The 22,082-nt window shown below is 52.2% G+C and carries 22 protein-coding genes and 3 pseudogenes; 14 read left to right on the forward strand and 11 right to left on the reverse strand.

Annotation, left to right across the window (positions count from 1 at the left end):
* The first annotated feature begins 2 nt into the window (after positions 1-2).
* Entirely contained in the window at positions 3-1,064 is a 1,062-nt protein-coding gene (locus GS3922_RS05795) for an ABC transporter ATP-binding protein (protein WP_063165572.1), read from the forward strand.
* On the forward strand, positions 1,057-1,992 hold the full coding sequence (locus GS3922_RS05800) for an ABC transporter ATP-binding protein (RefSeq protein WP_063165573.1): 936 nt from the start codon (positions 1,057-1,059) through the stop codon (positions 1,990-1,992). The genes GS3922_RS05795 and GS3922_RS05800 overlap by 8 nt, the downstream gene beginning before the upstream one ends.
* 117 nt (positions 1,993-2,109) lie before the next feature.
* Here the strand turns inward: GS3922_RS05800 and GS3922_RS05805 are convergent, their stop codons facing one another.
* Complete coding sequence (locus GS3922_RS05805; RefSeq protein WP_063165574.1) at positions 2,110-2,292, reverse strand: hypothetical protein; 183 nt, start codon at positions 2,290-2,292, stop codon at positions 2,110-2,112.
* Positions 2,293-2,597: 305 nt separating this feature from the next.
* Between GS3922_RS05805 and spxA the strand changes: the two genes are divergently transcribed.
* The gene (spxA, locus tag GS3922_RS05810) at positions 2,598-2,996 is read left to right on the forward strand and encodes a transcriptional regulator SpxA (protein WP_008878970.1); all 399 of its coding nucleotides are present in this window, start codon (positions 2,598-2,600) and stop codon (positions 2,994-2,996) included.
* 52 nt (positions 2,997-3,048) lie between these two features.
* Here spxA and GS3922_RS05815 read toward each other — a convergent pair whose 3' ends face one another.
* Positions 3,049-3,717 carry a TerC family protein gene (locus GS3922_RS05815; RefSeq protein WP_063165575.1) on the reverse strand — a complete coding sequence of 223 codons (669 nt, stop codon included), beginning with the start codon at positions 3,715-3,717 and terminating at the stop codon, positions 3,049-3,051.
* Between the two features lie 216 nt (positions 3,718-3,933).
* On the opposite strand from GS3922_RS05815, the gene mecA reads away from it, so the two are divergent.
* From mecA to pepF, 4 genes are all read left to right on the forward strand, one after another.
* A complete protein-coding gene (mecA, locus tag GS3922_RS05820) occupies positions 3,934-4,614 on the forward strand; it encodes an adaptor protein MecA (RefSeq protein WP_063165576.1) in 681 nt (226 codons plus the stop codon).
* 95 nt (positions 4,615-4,709) lie between these two features.
* The gene (gene cls, locus GS3922_RS05825; protein ID WP_063165577.1) at positions 4,710-6,218 is read left to right on the forward strand and encodes a cardiolipin synthase; all 1,509 of its coding nucleotides are present in this window, start codon (positions 4,710-4,712) and stop codon (positions 6,216-6,218) included.
* A gap of 169 nt (positions 6,219-6,387) precedes the next feature.
* Positions 6,388-7,677 carry a competence protein CoiA gene (locus GS3922_RS05830; RefSeq protein ID WP_143424842.1) on the forward strand — a complete coding sequence of 430 codons (1,290 nt, stop codon included), beginning with the start codon at positions 6,388-6,390 and terminating at the stop codon, positions 7,675-7,677.
* A 32-nt stretch (positions 7,678-7,709) separates the two neighbouring features.
* A complete protein-coding gene (gene pepF / locus GS3922_RS05835) occupies positions 7,710-9,533 on the forward strand; it encodes an oligoendopeptidase F (protein ID WP_063165578.1) in 1,824 nt (607 codons plus the stop codon).
* Between the two features lie 13 nt (positions 9,534-9,546).
* Here pepF and GS3922_RS05840 read toward each other — a convergent pair whose 3' ends face one another.
* From GS3922_RS05840 to GS3922_RS05860, 5 genes are all read right to left on the reverse strand, one after another.
* Positions 9,547-9,744, reverse strand: a complete 198-nt coding sequence (locus GS3922_RS05840) for a hypothetical protein (RefSeq protein ID WP_063165579.1) — start codon at positions 9,742-9,744, stop codon at positions 9,547-9,549.
* A gap of 273 nt (positions 9,745-10,017) precedes the next feature.
* A complete protein-coding gene (gene spxH, locus GS3922_RS05845) occupies positions 10,018-10,911 on the reverse strand; it encodes a ClpXP adapter protein SpxH (RefSeq protein WP_063165580.1) in 894 nt (297 codons plus the stop codon).
* Positions 10,904-11,317, reverse strand: coding sequence for a globin domain-containing protein (locus tag GS3922_RS05850; RefSeq protein WP_063165581.1), 414 nt, complete (start codon positions 11,315-11,317; stop codon positions 10,904-10,906). Before GS3922_RS05850 ends, spxH begins: the two co-directional genes overlap by 8 nt.
* Positions 11,318-11,418: 101 nt before the next feature.
* Complete coding sequence (locus tag GS3922_RS05855; RefSeq protein WP_063165582.1) at positions 11,419-12,024, reverse strand: lytic transglycosylase domain-containing protein; 606 nt, start codon at positions 12,022-12,024, stop codon at positions 11,419-11,421.
* A complete protein-coding gene (locus GS3922_RS05860) occupies positions 12,021-12,611 on the reverse strand; it encodes a CYTH domain-containing protein (RefSeq protein ID WP_063165583.1) in 591 nt (196 codons plus the stop codon). The genes GS3922_RS05855 and GS3922_RS05860 overlap by 4 nt, the downstream gene beginning before the upstream one ends.
* Positions 12,612-12,745: 134 nt before the next feature.
* Between GS3922_RS05860 and GS3922_RS05865 the strand changes: the two genes are divergently transcribed.
* The 4 genes from GS3922_RS05865 (at position 12,746) to GS3922_RS05880 (ending at position 15,710) form a co-directional block, all read left to right on the forward strand.
* Positions 12,746-13,123, forward strand: coding sequence for a UPF0738 family protein (locus GS3922_RS05865; RefSeq protein ID WP_063165584.1), 378 nt, complete (start codon positions 12,746-12,748; stop codon positions 13,121-13,123).
* Positions 13,124-13,248: 125 nt separating this feature from the next.
* Positions 13,249-13,887 carry a GTP diphosphokinase gene (yjbM, locus tag GS3922_RS05870; RefSeq protein WP_063165585.1) on the forward strand — a complete coding sequence of 213 codons (639 nt, stop codon included), beginning with the start codon at positions 13,249-13,251 and terminating at the stop codon, positions 13,885-13,887.
* The gene (locus GS3922_RS05875; RefSeq protein ID WP_063165586.1) at positions 13,884-14,702 is read left to right on the forward strand and encodes an NAD kinase; all 819 of its coding nucleotides are present in this window, start codon (positions 13,884-13,886) and stop codon (positions 14,700-14,702) included. Before yjbM ends, GS3922_RS05875 begins: the two co-directional genes overlap by 4 nt.
* Positions 14,703-14,810: 108 nt before the next feature.
* Positions 14,811-15,710, forward strand: coding sequence for an RluA family pseudouridine synthase (locus GS3922_RS05880; RefSeq protein WP_063165587.1), 900 nt, complete (start codon positions 14,811-14,813; stop codon positions 15,708-15,710).
* Positions 15,711-15,718: 8 nt separating this feature from the next.
* On the opposite strand, the pseudogene GS3922_RS05885 reads toward GS3922_RS05880, so the two are convergent.
* Positions 15,719-16,225 (reverse strand): annotated as a pseudogene (locus GS3922_RS05885) (hypothetical protein); the annotation flags it as partial.
* A 138-nt stretch (positions 16,226-16,363) separates the two neighbouring features.
* On the opposite strand from GS3922_RS05885, the pseudogene GS3922_RS05890 reads away from it, so the two are divergent.
* Positions 16,364-17,611 (forward strand): annotated as a pseudogene (locus GS3922_RS05890) (RNA-guided endonuclease InsQ/TnpB family protein).
* Between the two features lie 60 nt (positions 17,612-17,671).
* Here the strand turns inward: GS3922_RS05890 and GS3922_RS05895 are convergent.
* Both GS3922_RS05895 and GS3922_RS05900 read right to left on the reverse strand, forming a co-directional pair.
* Positions 17,672-17,911 (reverse strand): annotated as a pseudogene (locus GS3922_RS05895) (metallophosphoesterase); the annotation flags it as partial.
* Positions 17,912-18,029: 118 nt separating this feature from the next.
* Positions 18,030-19,205: an FtsW/RodA/SpoVE family cell cycle protein gene (locus tag GS3922_RS05900; protein WP_063165589.1), complete on the reverse strand. Its 1,176-nt coding sequence runs from the start codon at positions 19,203-19,205 to the stop codon at positions 18,030-18,032.
* Positions 19,206-19,404: 199 nt separating this feature from the next.
* Between GS3922_RS05900 and fabI the strand changes: the two genes are divergently transcribed.
* Together fabI and GS3922_RS05910 are read left to right on the forward strand one after the other, a co-directional pair.
* On the forward strand, positions 19,405-20,181 hold the full coding sequence (gene fabI / locus GS3922_RS05905; RefSeq protein ID WP_063165590.1) for an enoyl-ACP reductase FabI: 777 nt from the start codon (positions 19,405-19,407) through the stop codon (positions 20,179-20,181).
* A gap of 119 nt (positions 20,182-20,300) precedes the next feature.
* Entirely contained in the window at positions 20,301-20,711 is a 411-nt protein-coding gene (locus GS3922_RS05910) for a CotO family spore coat protein (protein WP_063165591.1), read from the forward strand.
* A gap of 173 nt (positions 20,712-20,884) precedes the next feature.
* Here GS3922_RS05910 and GS3922_RS05915 read toward each other — a convergent pair whose 3' ends face one another.
* Positions 20,885-21,931, reverse strand: a complete 1,047-nt coding sequence (locus GS3922_RS05915; RefSeq protein ID WP_063165592.1) for a spore coat kinase CotI — start codon at positions 21,929-21,931, stop codon at positions 20,885-20,887.
* Positions 21,932-22,082 lie beyond the last annotated feature (151 nt).

Raw genomic sequence — 22,082 nt, forward strand, 5'->3', positions numbered from 1 at the left:
CGATGGAGAAAATTTTGCAGGTGAACGATTTGCATATTTCCTTTGACATCCACGCCGGTGAAGTGCAGGCGGTTCGCGGCGTCACGTTCGACTTGTATAAGGGAGAAACGCTGGCGATCGTCGGCGAGTCGGGGTCTGGGAAATCCGTGACATCCAAGGCGTTGATGCGCCTGTTGCCGACGCCGCCGAGCCGAATCAAGCAAGGGGAAATTTTATTTGAAGGAAAAGACTTGACCAAGCTGTCGGAGAAAGACATGCAATCGATCCGCGGGGCGAAAATTTCGATGATTTTCCAAGATCCGATGACGTCGCTCAACCCGACGATGACGATCGGAAAGCAAATTATGGAATCGATTTTAAAACATCAAAAGCTGTCGAAAGAGGAAGCGCGCAAACGGGCGATTGAACTATTGCAGCTGGTCGGCATTAAAAACGCCGAGCTGCGCATGAAGCAATACCCGCACCAATTTTCCGGCGGAATGCGCCAGCGTGTTGTCATCGCCATCGCCTTGGCGTGCAATCCGAAAATTTTGATCGCCGATGAACCGACGACCGCGCTGGATGTGACGATTCAGGCGCAAATTTTGGAGCTCATGAAAGACATTCAGAAAAAGCTCGGCATGTCGATTATTTTCATCACCCATGATTTAGGGGTTGTCGCCAACATGGCCGATCGAGTGGCGGTGATGTATGCCGGGAAAATCGTGGAGATCGGCACGGTGGATGAAATTTTTTACAATCCGAAACATCCGTACACGTGGGGATTGCTCGCCTCGATGCCGAGCCTTGATCATAAAGATACGGAGCTGTATTCGATCCCGGGCTCGCCGCCGGATTTGTTAAATCCGCCAAAAGGCGATGCGTTTGCGCCGCGCAATCCGTATGCGCTCAAAATCGACTATGAGCTCGAGCCGCCGATGTTCCAAGTGTCTGATACGCACTATGCGGCGACATGGCTGTTGCATGAAAAGGCACCGAAAGTGGAACCGCCGGCGATCGTGCGCGAACGGATGAAACGGTTTGCTGACATCGTCGCCCGGAAAGGAGGGAAGCCGCGTGGCTAAGCAAAAGCTGCTTGAAGTGAAAAACTTAAAACAATACTTCCCGGCCGGCCGCGGCGAGGTCGTCAAAGCGGTCGACGGCGTCACCTTTGACATTTATAAAGGGGAAACGTTCGGCCTTGTCGGCGAGTCGGGCTGCGGCAAGTCGACAACGGGGCGGACGATCATTCGGCTGTATGAGGCGACAGACGGAGAAGTACTGTTTAACGGCGTTAACGTACACGGCAAAAAATCAAAAAAAGAGCTGAAAGAGTTAAACCGAAAAATGCAAATGATTTTCCAAGATCCGTATGCGTCGCTCAATCCGCGGATGACGGTCGCCGACATTATCGCTGAGGGCATTGACATCCACGGATTGGCGAAAACGAAAGAGGAGCGGATGCAGCGCGTCTATGAGCTGCTTGAGACGGTCGGGTTGAACCGCGAGCATGCGAGCCGCTATCCGCATGAGTTTTCCGGCGGGCAACGCCAGCGGATCGGCATCGCCCGGGCGCTCGCCGTCGAACCGGAATTCATCATCGCCGATGAGCCGATCTCGGCGCTGGACGTTTCCATTCAGGCGCAAGTCGTCAACTTGCTGAAGCGCCTGCAGCGTGAAAAAGGGTTGACGTACTTGTTTATTGCCCATGACTTGTCGATGGTCAAATACATCAGCGACCGGATCGGCGTCATGTATTTCGGGAAAATGGTCGAGCTCGCTGAATCGGAAGAGCTGTACCGCAATCCGATCCATCCGTATACAAAGGCATTGCTCTCCGCTATTCCGCTTCCAGATCCGGAAACGGAGCGGACGCGCAAGCGGATCGTCTACGACCCGGCGCAGCACGGCTATAAAGACGGGGAAGAGCTCGAATTTCGCGAAATTACACCGGGTCATTTCGTGCTTTGTTCAGAAGAGGAGTATAAGCAATACCGGGCGATGTATGCCTAAACAGCCTGCTTGGCGGAAGGAATCGTTCCGGTGGGCATGGACAGCGCCGTCTCTTCACCGACGCTCAATGCGAACGGAGAAGCAGACGGCGCGATGTCATGCGTCCATTTCCGGGCGTTATTTTTTTCCTCCGACGAAATTCCACCCTTGTTGGATGCGGCGGGAAGCCTCAACATGCTTCTCTCTCTTATTTCGGCCGAATAGCCGTTCTCCAATCGTGTTGCCTATGCTCCCCATCAAGGCGGTGATGCCGACGATCAATGCTGAAGCAATGACAAAGTCAACGAAATAGCCGGCCATAGTTCTTCCTCCCCTTTTTCTCTTCTACTTTGATTGTAGAGGATTTTCCTCCCTATTGAAAGAGGGAACGAAGAAAATTGCATTAATCGTTGAAAAACTATATCTTTCTCCACTGATTTATTGTATAATATATCATGTTAAAGTCATTTCAATTTGCAAATGATTAACAAGACGGCCGACCGCCCGGCAGGTGGGATAGGCCGTATCGCTATGCCGCCAAGCGTGTGAAAGCAGGCATAGTTGCATGAGCCCGTCAGCTCACGGGCACGGAAGCAAGGGATTCCTTGTAAAAAGGAGTGATCAAAATGGTCAAGCTATACACATCACCGAGTTGCACGTCGTGCCGGAAGGCGAAGGCGTGGCTCGAGAAGCATGATATTCCTTATGTTGAACGCAATATTTTCTCCGAGCCGCTGACGGTCGAGGAGATTAAAGAAATTTTACGGATGACGGAAACGGGGACGGATGAAATCATTTCGACCCGCTCGAAAGTGTTCCAAAAGCTGAACATTAACCTTGAATCTTTACCGCTGCAAGATTTGTACGAGCTTATTCAAAAAAATCCGGGCATTTTGCGCCGGCCGATCATCATCGATGAAAAGCGGCTTCAAGTCGGTTATAACGAAGATGAAATCCGCCGCTTCCTGCCGCGCAAAGTGCGGGCGTATCAGCTCCGCGAAGCGCAGCGGTTAGTGAACGGGTGATCAAAAAACTTCTACATGGCACGCCATGTAGAAGTTTTTTATCAGCGTCCGGTCAGTGCCATTTGACAGTGCGCGCCCGGCGGTTGGCCGCAAAGCCGAGCACAACGGCAAGAATGGCCGCTGAGAGCGGGAAGAGGAGTTCCCAACGCGGATCATAAAACGGGCGCAGCTGTTCTTCGGCGGCGATCATTTTTCCGGCGGTGTAAGCCAATAAGGCACCGCCGATATAAATGAGAAACGGGAACCGTTCCATGGCATAAAGAATGATTTTGCTGCCTACAATGATGATAGGAACGGAGCAGAGAAAGCCGAAGACGACAAGCCCGATATGGCCTTGGGCCGCCCCGGCGATGGCGATGACGTTGTCCATGCCCATGACGATATCGGCGGCAACGATCGTCCGCACCGCTTTCCAGAGCGATGGTTCCGCCTTAATCGTGGCCGGTTTTTCGTCTTTTTGCCCAATCAGCTTCAAGGCGATCCAAAAGAGGATGAGGCCGCCGGCAAGCTGCAAAAACGGAACAGTCAACAGCCACACAACGGCCGCCGTCAATAAAATACGGACGGCGATCGCCAGCGCCGTACCGAGGACGATGGCGATGTTCCGCTTCTGTTCCGGCAAATTGCGGCTCGCTAACGCAATGACAACCGCATTGTCCCCGCCGAGAATGACATCGATGCCGATGATTAATAAGATCGAGACGATATATTCATCCACCATAGGCGTCCCTCATTCCGTCCGTGTTCATCACCATTATAGTAGGGCATGGCCGGTTTCATAACCAATTTTTAAAAACGCGTTTTTTTATTTCCCTTCCTTCGCTTTTTATCATAAAATATAAAGTACAAGATATAAGTTTTCATTAATAAAGAGAATGTCTAGGGGCACGATCCCTTCCCTTTTTTATTTCTTTGTTTAGAAGGGAGAGTTGAGAAGATGGAAATTGAACGCATCAATGATCATACGGTAAAATTTTATATTTCGTATGTTGATATAGAGGAGCGCGGTTTTGACCGTGAAGAGATCTGGTACAATCGGGAACGGAGCGAGGAACTGTTTTGGGAAATGATGGATGAAGTCCATGGTGAAAGCGATTTTTCGCTCGACGGCCCGCTTTGGATTCAAGTGCAGGCGTTGGAAAAAGGGCTTGAAGTTGTCGTGACGAAAGCGCAGTTGTCCAAGGACGGGAGCAAGCTTGAGCTGCCGCTTCCGGAAGAAAGATGGCGCGAGTTCTCGGTGTCGGCCGATGAGAAGATCGAATCGCTGTTTGGCCACCATTTCCATTTTGGCCGAAGCGATGCCGCCGAAGGCAGCGGGGAGCAGGACGTCCTCCAGTTTGTCATTTCGTTTAAAGATATCGAGGACGTGATCTCCTTGGCGCATCGCGCGGACTTTTCCAGCTTGTCGAACCGCCTGTTCCAGTTTGAAGGGCGCTACTATTTGTTTGTCGAATTTGACGAACAATATAGCGAGCATGAAGTAGACAATATGCTCAGCCTCCTTCTGGAATACGGAAACGATTCGCAGCTGACGATTTACCGTCTGGAAGAATACGGGATTGAAATTATGGGCGACAACGCGCTCGAAACAGTAAAAGGATATTTTCCAGCCCCATAACGTTTCCATTTCGCCGATTTCGCTGCCAGAAATCGGCGTTTTCTTCGTTAGAAAGGGAAGGGCAGTCATCATGAAAAGCAGGTGGAGGGGTTTCGTTGAGAAACGCGTCTAGGGTGGCGATTCTCGTTGTTCTTGTCGGCGTGCTGCTGGCATTGACGCACGATTATTGGGGAGGGAAGCTGCTCGGCATTTTCAGTGTGCTCATCTCGTGCTCGGTCGTCTTTATCGCGTTTGTCATTTCACTCGAGAACCGAAAACCATCGCAAACGATCGCCTGGCTGGCAGTGTTAGGCAGCTTTCCGTTTGTTGGGTTTTTGTTTTATTTATTGTTTGGGCGCAACTATTGGCAACAGCGGCGCTTTAAAAAGAAGGCGGAATCTGATGAGGCGGTGTTGCTGAAGTTTCAAGAGCCGTCGCCGATCGCCATAGAGCGGCTGCCGATGGCACCCCATCAGCGCCCGCTGTTGCATCTCGCCTATCGCATCGGCCAACATCCGGTTTCATTGGCGTCGCAGACGGCGGTGTTGACGAATGGCGAAGAGACGTTTGCCGCGATTTTTAACGAGCTGGAAAAAGCGGAGCACCATATCCATTTGGAATACTATATCGTCCGCCATGATGGAATCGGCCAAAAACTGAAGCATGTCCTGATGGAAAAGGCGCGCCAAGGCGTGCGCGTTCGTTTTTTGTATGATGCCGTCGGCAGCTGGAAGCTGTCGAGCGCCTACATTGAAGAGCTGCGCGCGGCTGGGGTGGAGATGATTCCGTTTTCGCCGGTGCGTCTGCCGTTTTTGAGCAACCAAATCAACTTCCGCAACCACCGGAAAATCATTGTCATCGACGGGGGCGTCGGTTTTGTCGGCGGATTGAACATCGGGGATGAATATTTAGGGAAAGACGAGTATTTTGGATTTTGGCGCGATACCCATTTGTTGATTCGGGGAGAGGCCGTCCGGACGCTGCAACTCATTTTCTTGCAAGACTGGTATTATATGACGGGTGAACGGTGGTTGACGCCGGAATATTTATCACCGCCGCTCATTGTCGAAGAAGGCCAGGGCGGGGTGCAGCTCATCGCCGGCGGTCCGGACCAAAAGTGGGAAGTGATTAAACAGTTGTATTTTGCCATGATTACATCGGCGAAACGGTCGATTTGGGTCGCCTCGCCGTACTTTGTGCCAGATGAAGACATTTTAACGGCGCTGAAAGTAGCGGCGCTAAGCGGCATTGACGTCCGTCTGCTGGCACCGAAGCGCCCGGACAAAAAAATCGTCTTTTACGCCTCGCGTTCGTATTTCCCAGAACTGCTGGAAGCCGGGGTGAAAATTTACGAGTACGAAAAAGGGTTTTTGCACAGCAAGGTGATCGTCGTCGATGGCGAGCTCGCTTCGATCGGCACCGCAAACATGGATATGCGCAGCTTTCATTTAAACTTTGAAGTGAACGCATTTTTGTATTATACGGACAGCACAAACAAACTTGTGCGCGACTTTTTGGAAGATTTCCGCCATGCTTCCCTCATTGATTATGAGCAATTCCAGCAGCGTCCATTCCGGGTGCGGATCGTTGAATCGGTCTCTCGCCTGCTGTCGCCGCTGTTGTAGAACCGTGTTTTTGATCGCCTCTGATGCAAGCCCGCCGATTCGGCGGGCTTTTTTATTGACACGGCTAAAGTCGGCAGGAAAATGAGGGGCGTTTGTCGAAACGATAGGCGGACGAAGACAGAAGGGATGTCTTCGAAAGGACAGCAACAAACAAAAGGGAGGGAGCATCTTGTTTGTCGCCATTTCAGCCGATGGCCGGCCCATTTCGCTCGCTGGGGCGGAAAGGTGGAGCCCGGAGCGGCTTGTGGAATTGAGGAACGATGAACCGTTTTTTTGTCCGGCTTGCCGGAAGGAGGTTGTGCTGCGGTCCGGCCGCCATCGTCTGCCGCATTTCGCCCATCGGAAAGGGACGGTCTGTCCGTTCGAGCATGAACCGGAGTCGGAGCGGCATTTAACCGGAAAGCGCGATTTGTTCGCATGGCTCGTCCGCCAAGGGGTCGAAGCGAAGCTTGAGCCATATTTGACCGCCATCGGGCAGCGTCCTGATGTGTTATTCCGCTATGGCCCCCATCTGTATGCCCTCGAATACCAATGTTCCCCGATCGATGAATCGCTGTTTTGCGAACGCAATGACGGCTACCGTCGCCTCGGCATCCGGCCGCTTTGGGTGTTAGGGGCGCATCACTTGCGGCGCTCGCCGAAACGCCCGAATGAAGTGTCGCTCTCCCGCTTTCAATGGCTGTTTGCCCGCCGTGTTCCGTTTTCCGTTGCCCCTCATGTATGGTACTATAGTCCGGAAACGAAGCGTTTTATCTTTCTTTCTCGACCGTTGCCGCTGTCGGTGCGCCGCACGTTGGCCACCATCGATTCGCTCCCGCTTTCCTCGCTGTCGTTCGCCGCTTTGACTGCCGCCCATCCGCAGCCGCTTCCGCCGACATTTTGGGAACAATGGCTTGAAGGGAAAAAACAATGGCGCCGCACGTTCCCGCTTTATCCGAATAAGGCGGTGCGCCGCATTTGCGCCGATTTTTATCAAGCCGGCATCGTCCCGTCGCTATTTCCGACTGAAGCCGGCTGGCCATTGCTGCGTGGCTATTTATGGGAGACGGCCCCATTCATTTGGCAAACATACGTCCTTCTGCCGCTCCTTCGCCAGCAGGGAAAGCCGCTGCCGCTGGCAGCGCTCTTTCGGTGGATCGATGGGAAAATCCGCACCGGGCGGCTCGCGCCGCGCCGCCTGCCGCTTGTCGGTCAGGACACTTACCGGCAGGCCGTCCGCGAATATTTACATTGGTTACGTTTGCTCGGCTATCTCCGCTGCGAGAGAGGGAGTGGGGTTTGCTTGGCCAAGCCGCTGTCGTTTCCAGCGACGGTCGAGGATGTCATCCGCCAAGACGCCGCTCTTCTTGAGCAAATTCACCGGACGCCGGCGCTGGCGACATATCGGGTGACGCTCGAATTTGGAACTGAAGGGAAAAATGAGCAAAAAACAGGAAAAGAGGGGGAAAATAGTGAATAATAATTCCTGTATCGATTGTTTAAGGAGGGACTATAGTGGTGGAAGAGAACAAGGCAACGAAATCGCTTCCGTCCCGGAGCGAAATCCCTGTCGAGGAAACGTGGCGGCTCGAGGACATTTTCCCGACCGATGACGCTTGGGAACAGGAGTTTCAGCAAGTGAAGGCGATGATTCCGAAGATCAGCGAATACAAAGGGCGGCTTGGCGAATCGCCGGAAGTGATGTATGAAGCGCTGCAATACCAAGATGAAGTGTCGATGCGCCTCGGCAAGCTGTATACATACGCCCATATGCGCTATGACCAAGACACGACGAACGCGTTTTACCAAGGGATCAACGACCGGGCGAAAAGCTTGTACAGCGAAGCGTCGAGCGCGATGGCGTTTATCGTGCCGGAAATTTTGGACATTGATGAAGCGGTGTTGCGTTCGTTTTTGGAGCAATACGAACCGCTCAGGCTGTATCAACACGCGCTAGATGAAATTACGCGCCAGCGCCCGCACGTCTTGTCAGCTGAAGAAGAAGCGCTGCTGGCACAGGCGGCTGAGGTCATGCAGGCGACATCATCGACATTCAGTGCGTTAAACAACGCTGACTTAACGTTCCCGACGATCCGCGACGAAAATGGGGATGAGGTGGAAGTGACGCACGGCCGGTTTATCCGCTTTTTGGAAAGCACCGACCGCCGCGTCCGCCGCGATGCGTTTCATGCGGTATACCATACGTACGAGAAGTTTCAGAATACGTTTGCCAACACGCTTGCGGGCACGGTGAAAAAAGACAACTTTTTCGCCCGTGTCCGCCGCTACAGCTCAGCGCGGGAAGCGGCATTGGATGCGAACAAGATTCCAGAGAGCGTCTATGATAATTTGATTGCCACGATTCACGAGCACTTGCCGTTGTTGCACCGGTATGTGCGGCTGCGCAAAAACGTGCTTGGGCTCGACGAACTGCATATGTACGACTTATACACCCCGCTCGTGCAAGATGTAAAAATGGAAGTGACCTACGGCGAAGCGAAGCAATATATGCTTGACGGGCTGGCGCCGCTTGGCGAGGAATATGTAGCAATCATCAAGGAAGGGCTTGAGAACCGTTGGGTCGATGTGCGCGAAAATAGAGGAAAGCGAAGCGGAGCCTATTCATCAGGGGCGTACGGCACGCATCCGTACATTTTGCTGAACTGGCAAGACAACGTAAACAACTTATTTACGCTCGTGCATGAGTTCGGTCACTCGGTCCATAGCTACTATACGCGCAAAACACAGCCGTATCCGTACGCCCATTATTCGATTTTTGTTGCTGAAGTGGCGTCGACATGCAATGAGGCGCTGTTGAACGATCATTTGTTGAAAACGATCGATGATGAGAAAAAACGGCTATACTTGTTGAACCATTATCTTGAAGGGTTCCGCGGCACCGTCTTCCGGCAGACGATGTTTGCCGAGTTCGAGCATTTGATCCATCTGAAAGCGCAGGAGGGGGAAGCGCTGACGGCAAAGACGCTCACGTCGCTCTATTATGACTTGAACAAAAAGTATTTCGGCGAGGATATGGTGGTTGATGAAGAAATTGGCCTTGAATGGGCGCGCATCCCGCATTTTTATTACAACTATTACGTGTATCAGTATGCGACCGGCTTCAGTGCAGCGACGGCGCTCAGCAAGCAGATTTTAGAGGAAGGCGAGCCGGCGGTGAAACGGTATATCGACTTTTTAAAAGCCGGCAGCTCCGATTATCCGATCGAGGTGTTGAAAAAAGCGGGCGTCGATATGACAAGCGCCGAACCGATCCGCCAAGCGTGCCAAGTGTTTGCGGAGAAATTGGAAGAAATGGAACGCTTGCTTGGAAAGTAAAACGGATGCGGCGTTATAGCCACATCCGTTTGGACGGAAACCCCTTAAACTGGTGGCGGCGATTCCAGGCTGCCACCAGCCCAAGCAACGAGAAAAACAAAAGCGGCATCGTCACCCAAAGCGGGATCAGCTGCATAAGCCCTAAAAGGTTGAGGAAAAACGAAGCGACGGCGGCCGCAATCCAAAGGAATAAACCGATTCGTCTTCTCATCAACGCCGCCTCCTTTTCGTCTGCTTTTAGTTGAATATATGTACATGGCCTGCGTAATCATGACAGGTGCCAAAGGTGAGGCGAATTATGACAATAATGTGAACAAACGAGCAAACGGGTTGTCAACGGGTGTGGCTGTTTGTTAAGATAAAGATGTGAACGGAAGACAAAACTGATACCCCTTTGTTTGACCGTGAACAATTTCTCCCATCCCCTTTGTTGTCTTGACAACAAGAAGAAAGCCCGGCGTCAGCCGGGCTTTCTTCTTGTTTTCTAAGGCAGGGCGTCTTCAATATAGCGCCAAAACGTTCCGTGTTTGACAGGCACCCGCTCTACTTTTTGCTTCAGCTGCAGCTTTTTCAGTTCCGTTTCCGCTTCCTGGATGGTCCAATTGTACACAACGGCAACTTCTTTCGAGGCGACGAATTTAAAATGGCTTAAAAATGACTCGAGCGGAGGAGGAGGGGACGGCTCGGGATGGAAGCCAAGCATTTCAGCGATTAGTTCGACGTAAATATCATACGGATAGCATCCGGAAATTTTAATGCCTTCGTCTTCAATGTTTTCATTAAACAACACGAGTGTCGGCGTTTCGTCGACATCCATTTCCGAGGTGATTTTGACATCACACTGAAGCGCTTTTGCGGCCCCTGGCGAATGCATGTCGCGCAGGAATTCATCGACATCCAGCCCGGCTTCGGCGGCGCATTCCGCCAGTACAGCCAAGTCAGCGACGTTTTGTTTTTCGAGAAACAGCTGTTCTTGCAGCTTGCGCAAAAAGCGAAGGCCGGCTCGTTTTCCTTGCATTTCTGCCGCTTTAATGGCGAGTGATGGGGCAAACGGGCTCGAGACCGGGTTCTCAAGCCAGACGCTTCCGTCGCATGACATGCCAGAACGATTGGCTGTCCATTCCCACGCCTTCGCCATCGCTTCCGGTTTCGCTCCTTTGCGCGTGTTCCATGTCGCCCATTTTCCGCTCAATACGTATCTTATAGTAAAAAAATGGCCGTATTCAATCGTCAGCTTTTTGATGACCGGTTCAAGCCCCCAGCATTCCGGGCATAACGGATCGATAAACAAATACAACTCAAGCGGTTTGTTCGTGTTGCCTAACGGCTGGGAGGAGGCGCAAGGCGGCGCCGCTTTCCCAGCAAACTTCTCACTCAAGGGAATGCTCCTTTCTGTCCAAATGATCCGGGGTATTGATCATATGGTGGGCGGTGAGCACAAGACGGTGATAAAATTGTTCGCGCGCTGGCCCGGACAGGCCGATTTCATCCATGGCCGCCCGCATACAGGCAAGCCACGCTTCTGCCCGTTTCGGTGTAATTTCGAACCGAAGATGGCGCGCCCGCATCATCGGGTGGCCATGCTCGGCGGTATAAAGCGGAGGCCCGCCCAAATATTGCGTTAAAAATTGTTTTTGCTTGCGGGCGATTTCCGTAAAATCGTCAGGGAAAAGAGGGCGCAAGTCCGGGTGTGCGGCCACGCGCCGGTAAAACGCTTCGACAAGCTTCGCCACCGTTTCCTCTCCGCCGATCGCCTCATAAAGGGTTTGCCATTGTTCTGCCATTGCGGATGCTCCTTTTGCTTGAAAATCATTCGTCGTCGTTTGATTGCTATTTTATCAACAGCGGACATTTATCTCAAACAAAGTGACTTGAACACCGCGATTTACGAGCGGTAGCTTCGCAGCACACGCTCAACGTATGCCTTCGTTTCCGCAAACGGCGGCACGCCGCCGTAGCGGTCGACGCGGCCTGGTCCGGCGTTGTAGGCAGCCAAGGCGAGAGCGGTGTCACCGCCATAGCGGTCAAGAAGCTGACGCAAATAGTTTACCCCGCCGTCGATGTTCTGCGCCGGATCAAGCGGATCGTCAACGCCGAGCATTTTCGCCGTGCTCGGCATGAGCTGCATCAACCCAAGCGCCCCGGCCCGGCTTTTGGCATCCGGGCGGAAGTTTGATTCGTGGCGAATGACGGCACGGACGAGCCGCGGATCGACATCATATTTTTCCGCCGCAGCGGCAATGAGGGCATCAATAGAAGACGGCGCGACGGAAGCTGCCGCCGCCTGACTGTCTAATTTAGCGGCGCCGTTGCCGGCAGGGGCCGGATTCCGAAGCTCGTGGATCGTTGGTTCCGCTTGACTGCCAAGGTATTCGGCAAGGAGGCTGGAAAACAGCGATGGAACGGGCGATGGTAATAAGTTTGCGCGTCCAGGTGAGAACGTCTGCAACGCTTGCCATTCGACAAGCAATTTTAACGGTGAAACGGTCATCCTCTTTCCCCCATTTCATACTTGCGGGCGTAAAAGCGGGCGATTTTATTCGGCGCCGGGCGACGCGGGATGCCGAGCGTCCTGAGCAGGCGCAAAAACCGCTCCTCGCCCGCTTTGGCGTTGTCTGTCTCATATTCGAGTTCATAATCTTCGCTTTCTAAGTAACGGTTATGGTCAAGGCATAGCATGCCGCCTTCATATGGCCACTCGGCACGGTCCGTGACGAGGGAGCCGAAGCAACGGACAGCGCGCGGATCGACGTCCATTTCCTTAAGCAGCAACGCGACCGCCCCCCGCGGGGCCGCCCCGGCGAGCAACGCCTCCGCTTCAGACGGAGCGAGCGGTTCGTGTGTTTCTAAGAGCGATCCGTCCGCTTGCGTTTGTTTCAATGTCAAGGTGAATCGCCCCTCTTTCACCCGGATGCGCAACGCGGCTGCCTGTTCTTTCAAGGCGAACGAAGGGGTGTCAAAGTAATGGTTTTCCTGGCGGCGGAAAGCGCCGTCATCGAGGCGGAAGGCGGAACGAACCGCGTCAAACTCCGCTGCAGTCAACAAGTTTTTGAATTCAATTTCTACTTCTTGACGCATGATAGTTCTCCTTTGGGCAAGGCATCGTCTCTTTCTATTATCAGTTGTTTTTCGGCGAATATCAATTATTTCGTCTGCATAGGGTGAATATGGTAAAATAAAGGGCGGATGGTTGATGCGGAAGGAGAGAAACCATGAATAACAAAGTGACCGTTGAACGGGCGGAGCGGAAAGACGGCCGGCTTTGGCTGCATGTTGACGATGTTCCGGTTCCGCTCGCGAACGTGACGCCAAAACGCCATATGCTCGTCGATTCGGATGGACTGGCGTTTGTGTACATTTTGGAAACGGCTGACCGCTTTCTTTACGTCATCATCCCGAGGCAGTGGTGGCCGGAGTTGAAAGCGGCGTTTGCCAAGGAAGAGACGATCTGGCTTGAGAGCGGGGGGACGGCGGTCGAACTCGAACAGTTTGGCGAAGAATTAGCCTACTTGCTTGAAAATATTCGCGGCAACGCCAATTATGGCGAGACGCTTGAACGGTCGGTGCAAGAAGTGTTTTTTGCTGAATAAGCGAGCTGGGGCCTGCCTTTAAAAGGGGGAACAGGGGGAGCGGAGGCCGCTAAACCAGCCGGTGGATGCTCCAACGAGGGCGGCGGAGGCCGAAGCAGACTGAAAACACGCAGGCAGGTGATACGATGGTGAAACATTGGGACTTGTTTTTAGCTCCGTATAAACAGGCGGTCGAAGAGCTGAAGGTGAAACTAAGGGGGATTCGCGCCCAGTTCGAGATGATCGAGACGCATTCGCCGATCGAATTTGTCACCGGGCGGGTGAAGCCGATTGCCAGCATTTTGGATAAAGCGCAAAAGAAAAACATCCCGCTCGACCGCCTCGAGGAAGAGATGCAAGATATTGCGGGGCTGCGCATTATGTGCCAGTTTGTTGATGACATTAAAACCGTCGTCAAGCTGCTGCGCCAGCGCAACGATTTTACGATTGTTGAGGAGCGCGATTATGTCACGCAAAAAAAAGAGAGCGGCTATCGCTCATACCATATCGTGATTCGCTACCCGGTGCAGACGATCCACGGGGAGAAAAACATTTTGGCCGAAATTCAAATTCGGACGTTGGCGATGAATTTTTGGGCAACGATTGAACACTCGCTGAACTATAAATATAGCGGCCGTTTTCCGGAAGATATTAAAGCACGGCTGCAGCGTGCGGCGGAGGCCGCCTACCGCCTCGACGAGGAAATGTCGAAAATCCGCTTCGAGATTCAAGAAGCGCAAGCCGCTTTTTCACGAAAACAAGAAGCAAAAGGGGAAGGGCAATGAAACGAACGGACGCGCCGCTGGCGTTTGCCATTATCTCAAAAGGGGATGATACGTCGAACGCCCTCGCGCAAAAGATGAAAACGTATTTGCTTGATTTCGATTTGCGTTACGATGAAGAAGCGCCTGATTTGGTCGTTTCCGTCGGCGGGGATGGAACGCTTTTATACGCGTTCCACCGCTATTGCCACCGGTTGGACAAGACGGCGTTCGTCGGCGTTCATACCGGCCATCTCGGCTTTTATGCTGACTGGGTGCCGGAAGAAATTGAAAAGCTTGTCATCGCCATCGCCAAAACGCCGTACCAAGTCGTTGAGTACCCGCTGCTTGAGGTGACGATCCGCTATCTTAACGGCGGAAGCGAGGCGAAGTATTTGGCGCTCAATGAATGCACGGTAAAATGCGTCAGCGGCACGCTCGTCATGGATGTGGAGATCCGCGGCGACTTGTTTGAACGGTTTCGCGGCGACGGGCTGTGCATTTCGACGCCGACCGGCAGCACGGCATACAATAAGGCGCTCGGCGGAGCGATTTTGCATCCGTCGCTTGAAGCGATTCAAGTCACGGAGATGGCGTCGATCAACAACCGCGTCTTTCGGACGATCGGCTCGCCGCTCGTGCTGCCGGCGCACCATACGTGCCTGCTGAAGCCGGTCAATCATGTTGATTTTCAAATTACGATCGACCATTTGTCGCTGTTGCATAAAGAGGTAAAATCGATTCAGTGTCGGGTCGCCGATGAAAAAGTGCGTTTCGCCCGCTTCCGCCCGTTTCCGTTTTGGCGGCGGGTGCGCGATTCGTTTATCGCCGATCGGTAGCGGGCGTTCAGCCCTCCTCGGGCGGCGTGCCGCTAGTGCGCTGCGGGCGGATGTGCCCGTTGCCGAACGATGAAAATTTGCAACGATGAATAGAGAGGTAGACGACCATTGCCGCCATTTACGCTGACATTTTTAATCGATGAACAGCATGATGGAAAACTGCTGCGCCAATTTTTGCAAGAGAACGGCATTTCGCGGACCGCGCTCACCGATATTAAATTTCACGGCGGGGCGCTCTATGTGGACGGCCGGCCGGTCACGGTCCGCCACGTGTTGCGCGCGGGCGAGATGCTCACGGTCGCCTTTCCGCCGGAGAGGGCAAGCGACTGGATGGCTCCCGAAGCGATGCCGCTACATATCGTTTATGAAGACGATTACGTCCTTGTCGTCAACAAACCCGCGGGGCTGGCGACGATTCCGTCGCGCCATCATCCGGGCGGGACGCTGGCCAACGGTTTATTGCATCATTACCGGCAGCAGCAGCTTGATTCGACCGTCCATATTGTGACAAGGCTCGACCGCGACACGTCCGGGCTCGTGCTCGTCGCCAAGCACCGCCACGTCCATCACTTGTTGTCGGCGCTGCAGCAGGAAGGAAAAGTAACACGTACGTACGAGGCGATTTGCCACGGCGTCATCGCTGAAGACGAAGGAACGATTGATGCGCCGATCGGCCGGCAAAACGACAGCATCATCGCCCGTGAAGTGCGCGAGGATGGAAAGCGGGCCATCACCCACTTCCGCGTGCTTGAGCGGCTTTCTGGCTATACATACGTTTCGCTTCGGCTTGGGACGGGGCGCACGCACCAAATCCGCGTCCATTTGGCTTATCTTGGCCATCCGCTCGCCGGCGATGAGCTGTACGGCGGACGCCGGGAGATGATCAGCCGCCAGGCGCTTCATAGCCGGCAGCTGTCGTTTTTTCATCCGTTTGCCCAGCGCCTATACACGTTTGCCGCTCCGCTTCCCGATGATATGGCGCGCCTCATTAAGGCGATGCGCCCATAAACGGTTGATCAAGAAAACGTGCGGAATTTTTCCGGTACGTGGGGCATCGACGATGGAACAGAAACTGTCTCCATTTCCGGGTAGCGCAGCGCGGTCAGCGCACCGCCAAACACACAGCCGGTGTCGATGTTGACGGTCTGGCCGACAAAGCGCGGCTTTTCCACCGGCGTATGGCCGTAAACGACCCATGCGTCGCCGCGATACCGTTTCGCCCAGTCGCGGCGCACGGGCGTCCCATCCGGATTCGTTTCGCCCGTGATGTCGCCGTAAAGGACAAACGTCTTCACTTTTTTGTCCATCCGGCCGATATAATCGTGGCGAATGCCGGCGTGGGCGATGACGAGGCGGCCCTCATCCAAAACTGCATAGAGCGGCGCTCCTTCATACAGGCGAATGAACTTGCGGCGGATCATCTCCTGTTCGCTCGGAAGCAATGCATGGTACTCGGCGACCGTCGTCTCGAGACCGTGGGCGATTTGCACATTTCGGCCTAAAAAAAAGCGGTATAATTTATCTTAATTAGGCGAGAAGACTCCCACTTCAACGAAGCGAAGCGGAGTAAGTGGGAGATGAATCGCCTTAACTATATTTTGCTGAAAATAGGATAGATTCAGTAAAATATAGTATCATATAGTTAGATGGGAGGTGAAAACATGTATTTTTGTATCAAACAACAGCTAAATGGTTTGACCAAAGAAGAATACTTGACTCTTCGAGAACTGTGCCATATTGCCAAGAACATGTACAACGTCGGATTGTACAATGTCAGACAATACTATTTTGAACACAAGGAATTTCTTAATTATGAGAAAAACGATCATCTTGCAAAAACTAACGAAAACTATAAGCTGTTAAACAGCAACATGGCACAGCAAATTTTAAAAAAGGTTAATGAAGCCTTTAAATCTTTCTTTGGTTTGATCAGTCTTGCCAAACAAGGAAAATATGACCACAAGGCTATCAGTATTCCAAAATATCTTAAAAAAGATGGCTTTCATTCACTGATCATTGGCCAGATTCGTATAGACGGCAACAAATTCACGATACCGTATTCTCGCCTATTTAAAAAGACTCACAAGCCTATCACGATAACGATTCCGCCTGTGTTGCTGGACAAAAAGATTAAGCAGATTGAAATCATTCCTAAGCATCATGCCAGGTTCTTTGAGATTCAGTACAAATATGAAATGCCTGAAGATCAAAGAGAATTAAATGACCAAAAAGCACTGGCCATTGATTTAGGATTAAACAATTTTGCCACTTGTGTCACATCAGACGGCAGATCATTCATCATTGATGGGCGGAGATGAAAAAGTATAAATCAATGGTTTAACAAAGAAAATGCCAGACTTCAAAGCATAAAAGATAAGCAAAAAATCAAAGGCACCACTCGTAAACAGGCTTTGCTTGCTATGAATCGCAATAATAAAGTGAATGATTATATCAACAAGACTTGCCGTTACATCATTAACTACTGTATTGAAAATCAAATTGGCAAACTTGTCATTGGCTATGCGGAAACATTACAACGCAATATTAATCTAGGAAAAAAGACAAATCAAAACTTTGTCAATATTCCTCTCGGTAACATAAAAGAAAAATTAGAATATCTTTGTGAATTTTACGGCATTGAATTCTTGAAACAGGAAGAATCATATACGTCTCAAGCCAGCTTTTTTGACGGCGATGAGATTCCTGAATATAATGCCGACAATCCAAAAGAATATAAGTTCAGCGGCAAACGTATTAAGCGCGGCTTGTATCGAACAAAGTCTGGCAAACTAATTAATGCTGATGTCAATGGCGCATTAAACATCTTAAAGAAAAGTAAAGCTGTAGACCTGAGTGTCTTATGCTCTAGCGGCGAAGTGGACACGCCTCAAAGAATAAGGATTGCTTGAAGCAGTCAAACTTCTTTGGAAGCCTCCACTTCAAATTTTCGCTAGAAAATTAAGTGGGGGTAGTTCACTGCAATGGTTGCCGGGCACATAGTGGGCAAGCTTGCGGTCGACAAGGGTGCAGACGATGTCAATCATTTTTAGCGACTCAGGGCCGCGGTCAGTCAAGTCACCGACAAAACCGAGCTTCCGCCCGTCCGGATGGATTGGAATTCCCTCGTCCCATACGTAACCGAGTTTTTCTGTTAAAGCGGTAAATTCACGGCAGCAGCCGTGAATATCGCCGACGATGTCGATCTGCATCTTGTACGCTCCTTTCTGACCACGTATAAGTTATTAACAGCGTACCCGCCCGGCGGGGGAAACAGACATCGGCAGCCGGGCAAAAAAACAAAGCCGCTTACCGGCAGGCAGCAAGCGGCTATTCGTCGCTGGCGAACATAAATTTCCTTGTCCGTGAATGGACGTTTAAGATGAGTCCAATCGCCAGCATATAAGTGGCCAGCGAGCTTCCCCCGTAGCTGACAAACGGCAGCGGCAGTCCGGTGATCGGCAAAAGCCCAATCGTCATGCCGATGTTTTGGAACACTTGGAACGTGATCATGCCGGCGACGCCGGCGCATAAATAGCTGCCGTACAAATCGTTGCTCTCGAGCGCAATATGGATCATGCGGTAGATAAGCAGGAAAAAGAGCGAAATGACGATGCTCGAGCCGACAAATCCGAACTGTTCGGCGATGACACCGAAAATAAAGTCGGTATGCGCCTCAGGCAAGTATACTTGCAAATTGCCAAGCCCTTTCCCGTACAGTTCCCCCGACCCGATGGCCATAAGCGAACGGATGAGCTGGAAGCCTTGCTCGTTTGAATATTCATACGGGGCAAGCCAGCCATAAAACCGATTTAGCTGATAATCTTCTTTAATGATATATTGATGAAAGAAATCAGGAAAATAAAAGAAAATAAAGACGACCGTCGCCACGACCGCCACCCCGGAAAAGACGATGCCGAAAAGAATGCGCCAGCGGATGCCGGAAACGAGCACCAAGGTAGCGGTGATGGCGGTAAATACCATCGACATTCCCAAGTCCGGCTGTTTGGCGAGCAAAAAGAGGGGCGGCAGGACCGCGAGAGCGATTTTGCCGAGCAGTTTAAAATCATCTTGAACCGTCGGTTCAGGGTATTTTTCCCGGTGGTTGACGATGATGCGGCTCAAAACGAGAATCATAAAAATTTTCATTAACTCGGATGGCTGGAAGTTTCCGCCCGGGAGGCTGTACCAGCTGGTTGCCCCTTTGATCGTGACGGTTCCGGGAACGTTCAGCTCAAGCCCGAGCAACAGCAGCATGCCGAGTCCGTATAAATACCAGGCGATTTGAAACAGCCGATCGTAGTCGATAATCATCGTCAAGGCGATGACGACTGCGCCAACGGCGTACCATTGCAGCTGCTTGGAGGCGAAGTTGACGCTTTGCAGCTTCTCTGGCAGCATCGTTTCCGCACTGTGAATGGCGATGGCGCTGATGACGGCCATTAAGAATAAAAGAAACAACAAATGGTAATCGAGCTTCGATTGGGAAAAACGATCATGATCCATGGAACGATCCTCTCCATTCAAATGTACCATATACCATATTAACGAATTCGGCTTGTTTTGCAAAGTGGGAAAAACCGCCGCCGGCGTTAAGAAAGCGGGAGGCAAAAGGACGGCGGTGCATTTACATTGTCTGCCGCATATCATATAATGGAATTAACACCTGGTGCTAATAATAAATAACAATTAGGAGGATGAGCGAATGACATTATCATTGGAAGGACGTACATATGTCGTCATGGGAGTGGCAAACAAGCGGAGCATCGCTTGGGGCATCGCCCGCTCGCTCCACGCCGCCGGCGCCCGTCTCGTGTTTACATACGCCGGAGAGCGCTTTGAAAAGGAAGTGCGGACGCTTGTCGACACGCTTGAAGATGAACGTTCGCTTCTGTTGCCGTGCGATGTGGCAAACGACGAGGACATCGCTCAATGCTTTGCGCAAATTAAAGAACGGGTCGGCGTCATTCACGGTGTCGCCCACTGCATCGCCTATGCCAATAAGGACGACTTAAGCGGCGAATATATGAAAGTGAGCCGCGACGGCTTTTTGCTCGCCCATAACATCAGCGCCTATTCCCTCACCGCGGTGGCGCGCGAGGCGAAGGAGCTCATGACCGAGGGGGGGAGCATCGTCACTCTGACGTACTTAGGCGGCGAGCGCGTCGTGCAAAACTATAACATCATGGGTGTGGCGAAAGCGTCGCTCGATGCGAGCGTTAAATATTTGGCAAACGATTTAGGCAAATACGGCATTCGCGTCAACGCCATTTCTGCCGGACCGATCCGCACGCTGTCAGCGAAAGGGGTCGGCGACTTTAATACGATTTTAAAGCAAATCGAGGAGCGCGCCCCGCTCCGCCGGACGACGACCCAAGAAGAAGTCGGCGATGCAGCGCTGTTTTTGTTCAGTGACCTGTCGCGCGGCATCACCGGGGAAATCATCCACGTCGATTCCGGGTATCACATTTTAGGATATTAAAAATGAATGAGGCAGCCGTCCCGACCGATGGGACGGCTGTTTTTTGTCCGTCGAGGGGCAATTATTGGAATCAAAGGCATACATATATAAGGGAAGGCAAGCATGGAAGGAGGATTGGCGTGCGGAAACAAAAAGTGGTAGAAACCGAGCCGTTGCTTTACATTGTGCAGCCAAAGGCCATGCGGGCTGCGGCGCATATGCAAGAAACGTTTACATGGACGAACCGCCCCCAACAGAAAGAAACGACAGATGACACCGAACAGATTGAAGAGGGGGAGGAACAGAGGGCGTTTTTCATTAAAAAGGAGTTTCAGGCGATGACGCTTGATGAGCAGCTCGCTTTTTTAACGAGGCTGCCCGCCCATTTGCCGCCGCTTAAATGCCAGTTTGCCACGAAAGAACAAAGCTATGAAGGTGTGCTGAAACGATGCACGGCGACCGAGTTGACGGTCGCCGATGAACGAGGAAACGAAACGGCCATCGGGCGCGCACAACTTCTTTCTGTGACGATGATCGGGTTTATGCAATAAAGGCACTTCGAACAAGTCATTTCCCGATCAGGCGACCCTCTTCGTCCGGCTGCCATTGTTGAAGACGTGAAGAAGCCGGCGGGCATCAAAGGTTGCTGCTGCACATGCCCGCCGCGTCGACTTGCGTCGGCCGCGTTCCTGGGGCCGTCTGCCGGCCTGGAATGCCCGTTTTTCTACAACGAAGCGAGCCGTCTCTCGATTTCCCCCCATTTGGCCTGTTCGTATGCCATTGCCTCGGCCAGTTCCGTCTCGGCGAGGGGCACGTTCCGGATATATTTTTCCACTGCCAGCTCATGCAAATCGTACGGAAACAGCAGATCGATCAACAGCACTTCTTTTTCCTTTTTTGTCAGCGGACGCACTTCCTCATACGCTTCGAGCACGATATCGGCTTTTGTTTTCCCTTGCGGGTCTCTGTCAAACAAAAACGGAGCCATCATTTTACGGACATCGCGAATCGGCAAGTCAAAGGCAGCTGTATCGAGGTCGATGATCCAGACGTTTCCGTCTTCTCCGCGCAGCGAGTTCCCTGTCCCATAGTCTTGGTGGCAAAGCGACGGCCGTTTCTTCAGCTGCTCCACCCATGCCTCGTAATGAGAATCGAGGAGCTGCTGCAACACTTCCTCTCCTTTTTCAATAAAGCGGTCGATTTCGGCTAAATACAAGCGGGAAAACGGATCGTCGCGATCCAACTCGGCGAGCTGTTTCCACGCCTCGAGCTGCCGGCAGCGCTTCATGTAATGCTTTGGCCATTTGCCGAGTTTGCTGAACACCGGCACGCCCGGCGGCGGTTCGTAACCGGACGACTGCGCATGAAAATGGGCAAGGGCGCCGATCATGGCGGTTAAATCGTCGCGGATCGCCAAATCAAACGGCGTTCCTTCGATCCAGTCGTACAGCACAAACAAAAACGGTCCGTACTTTTTAAATAGGCGGTGGTCGCGTGTCTCAATGATGCGCGGGACATAAAGCCCCTTTTTCGCCAAAGCGTCTTGCGCGTAAATCGAGAAGAGCGCCTTTTTTTCCGGGCGGCGAATGCGCTTTAAGCATTTCGGTCCGCCATCGGTATGCACTTTCCAGACGAGCGCCATTTGCCCGCTTTGCACGACGTCAATCGCTTTGGCTTCTATGTCCCACTGCTTTAACAGCAGACGCGCCATATGGACGAGCCGTTCAGCGGCGGCTGACGGCGCGGTGGAATAGACGGTTTGATCAGCCATCGTCAGTCCCTGCTTTCCTCTTTTTTTCTACTGTATGGCGGGCGCCGGCTGCTGTCCATAGCCGTTTATCCCGAGACGAAAAAAACGGGTGAACGTCCAGCCTGTTCTCCACCTCGAAGGGCGTTTGACGGATGCCCGTTTGCTTCACGGG

This window comes from Geobacillus subterraneus (genome assembly GCF_001618685.1).
Classification (GTDB): domain Bacteria; phylum Bacillota; class Bacilli; order Bacillales; family Anoxybacillaceae; genus Geobacillus; species Geobacillus subterraneus.

Coding starts and splice junctions, on each gene's coding strand:
- GS3922_RS05865 (WP_063165584.1), top strand. CDS start 12,746: ATGAATAACAAAGTGACCGTTGAACGGGCGGAGCGGAAAGACGGCCGG.
- GS3922_RS05795 (WP_063165572.1), top strand. CDS start 3: ATGGAGAAAATTTTGCAGGTGAACGATTTGCATATTTCCTTTGACATC.
- spxA (WP_008878970.1), top strand. CDS start 2,598: ATGGTCAAGCTATACACATCACCGAGTTGCACGTCGTGCCGGAAGGCG.
- GS3922_RS05840 (WP_063165579.1), bottom strand. CDS start 9,744: ATGAGAAGACGAATCGGTTTATTCCTTTGGATTGCGGCCGCCGTCGCT.
- GS3922_RS05850 (WP_063165581.1), bottom strand. CDS start 11,317: ATGGCAGAACAATGGCAAACCCTTTATGAGGCGATCGGCGGAGAGGAA.
- GS3922_RS05815 (WP_063165575.1), bottom strand. CDS start 3,717: ATGGTGGATGAATATATCGTCTCGATCTTATTAATCATCGGCATCGAT.
- yjbM (WP_063165585.1), top strand. CDS start 13,249: ATGGTGAAACATTGGGACTTGTTTTTAGCTCCGTATAAACAGGCGGTC.
- GS3922_RS05915 (WP_063165592.1), bottom strand. CDS start 21,931: ATGGCTGATCAAACCGTCTATTCCACCGCGCCGTCAGCCGCCGCTGAA.
- GS3922_RS05805 (WP_063165574.1), bottom strand. CDS start 2,292: ATGGCCGGCTATTTCGTTGACTTTGTCATTGCTTCAGCATTGATCGTC.
- fabI (WP_063165590.1), top strand. CDS start 19,405: ATGACATTATCATTGGAAGGACGTACATATGTCGTCATGGGAGTGGCA.
- GS3922_RS05900 (WP_063165589.1), bottom strand. CDS start 19,205: ATGGATCATGATCGTTTTTCCCAATCGAAGCTCGATTACCATTTGTTG.
- GS3922_RS05875 (WP_063165586.1), top strand. CDS start 13,884: ATGAAACGAACGGACGCGCCGCTGGCGTTTGCCATTATCTCAAAAGGG.
- mecA (WP_063165576.1), top strand. CDS start 3,934: ATGGAAATTGAACGCATCAATGATCATACGGTAAAATTTTATATTTCG.
- GS3922_RS05855 (WP_063165582.1), bottom strand. CDS start 12,024: ATGACCGTTTCACCGTTAAAATTGCTTGTCGAATGGCAAGCGTTGCAG.
- GS3922_RS05860 (WP_063165583.1), bottom strand. CDS start 12,611: ATGCGTCAAGAAGTAGAAATTGAATTCAAAAACTTGTTGACTGCAGCG.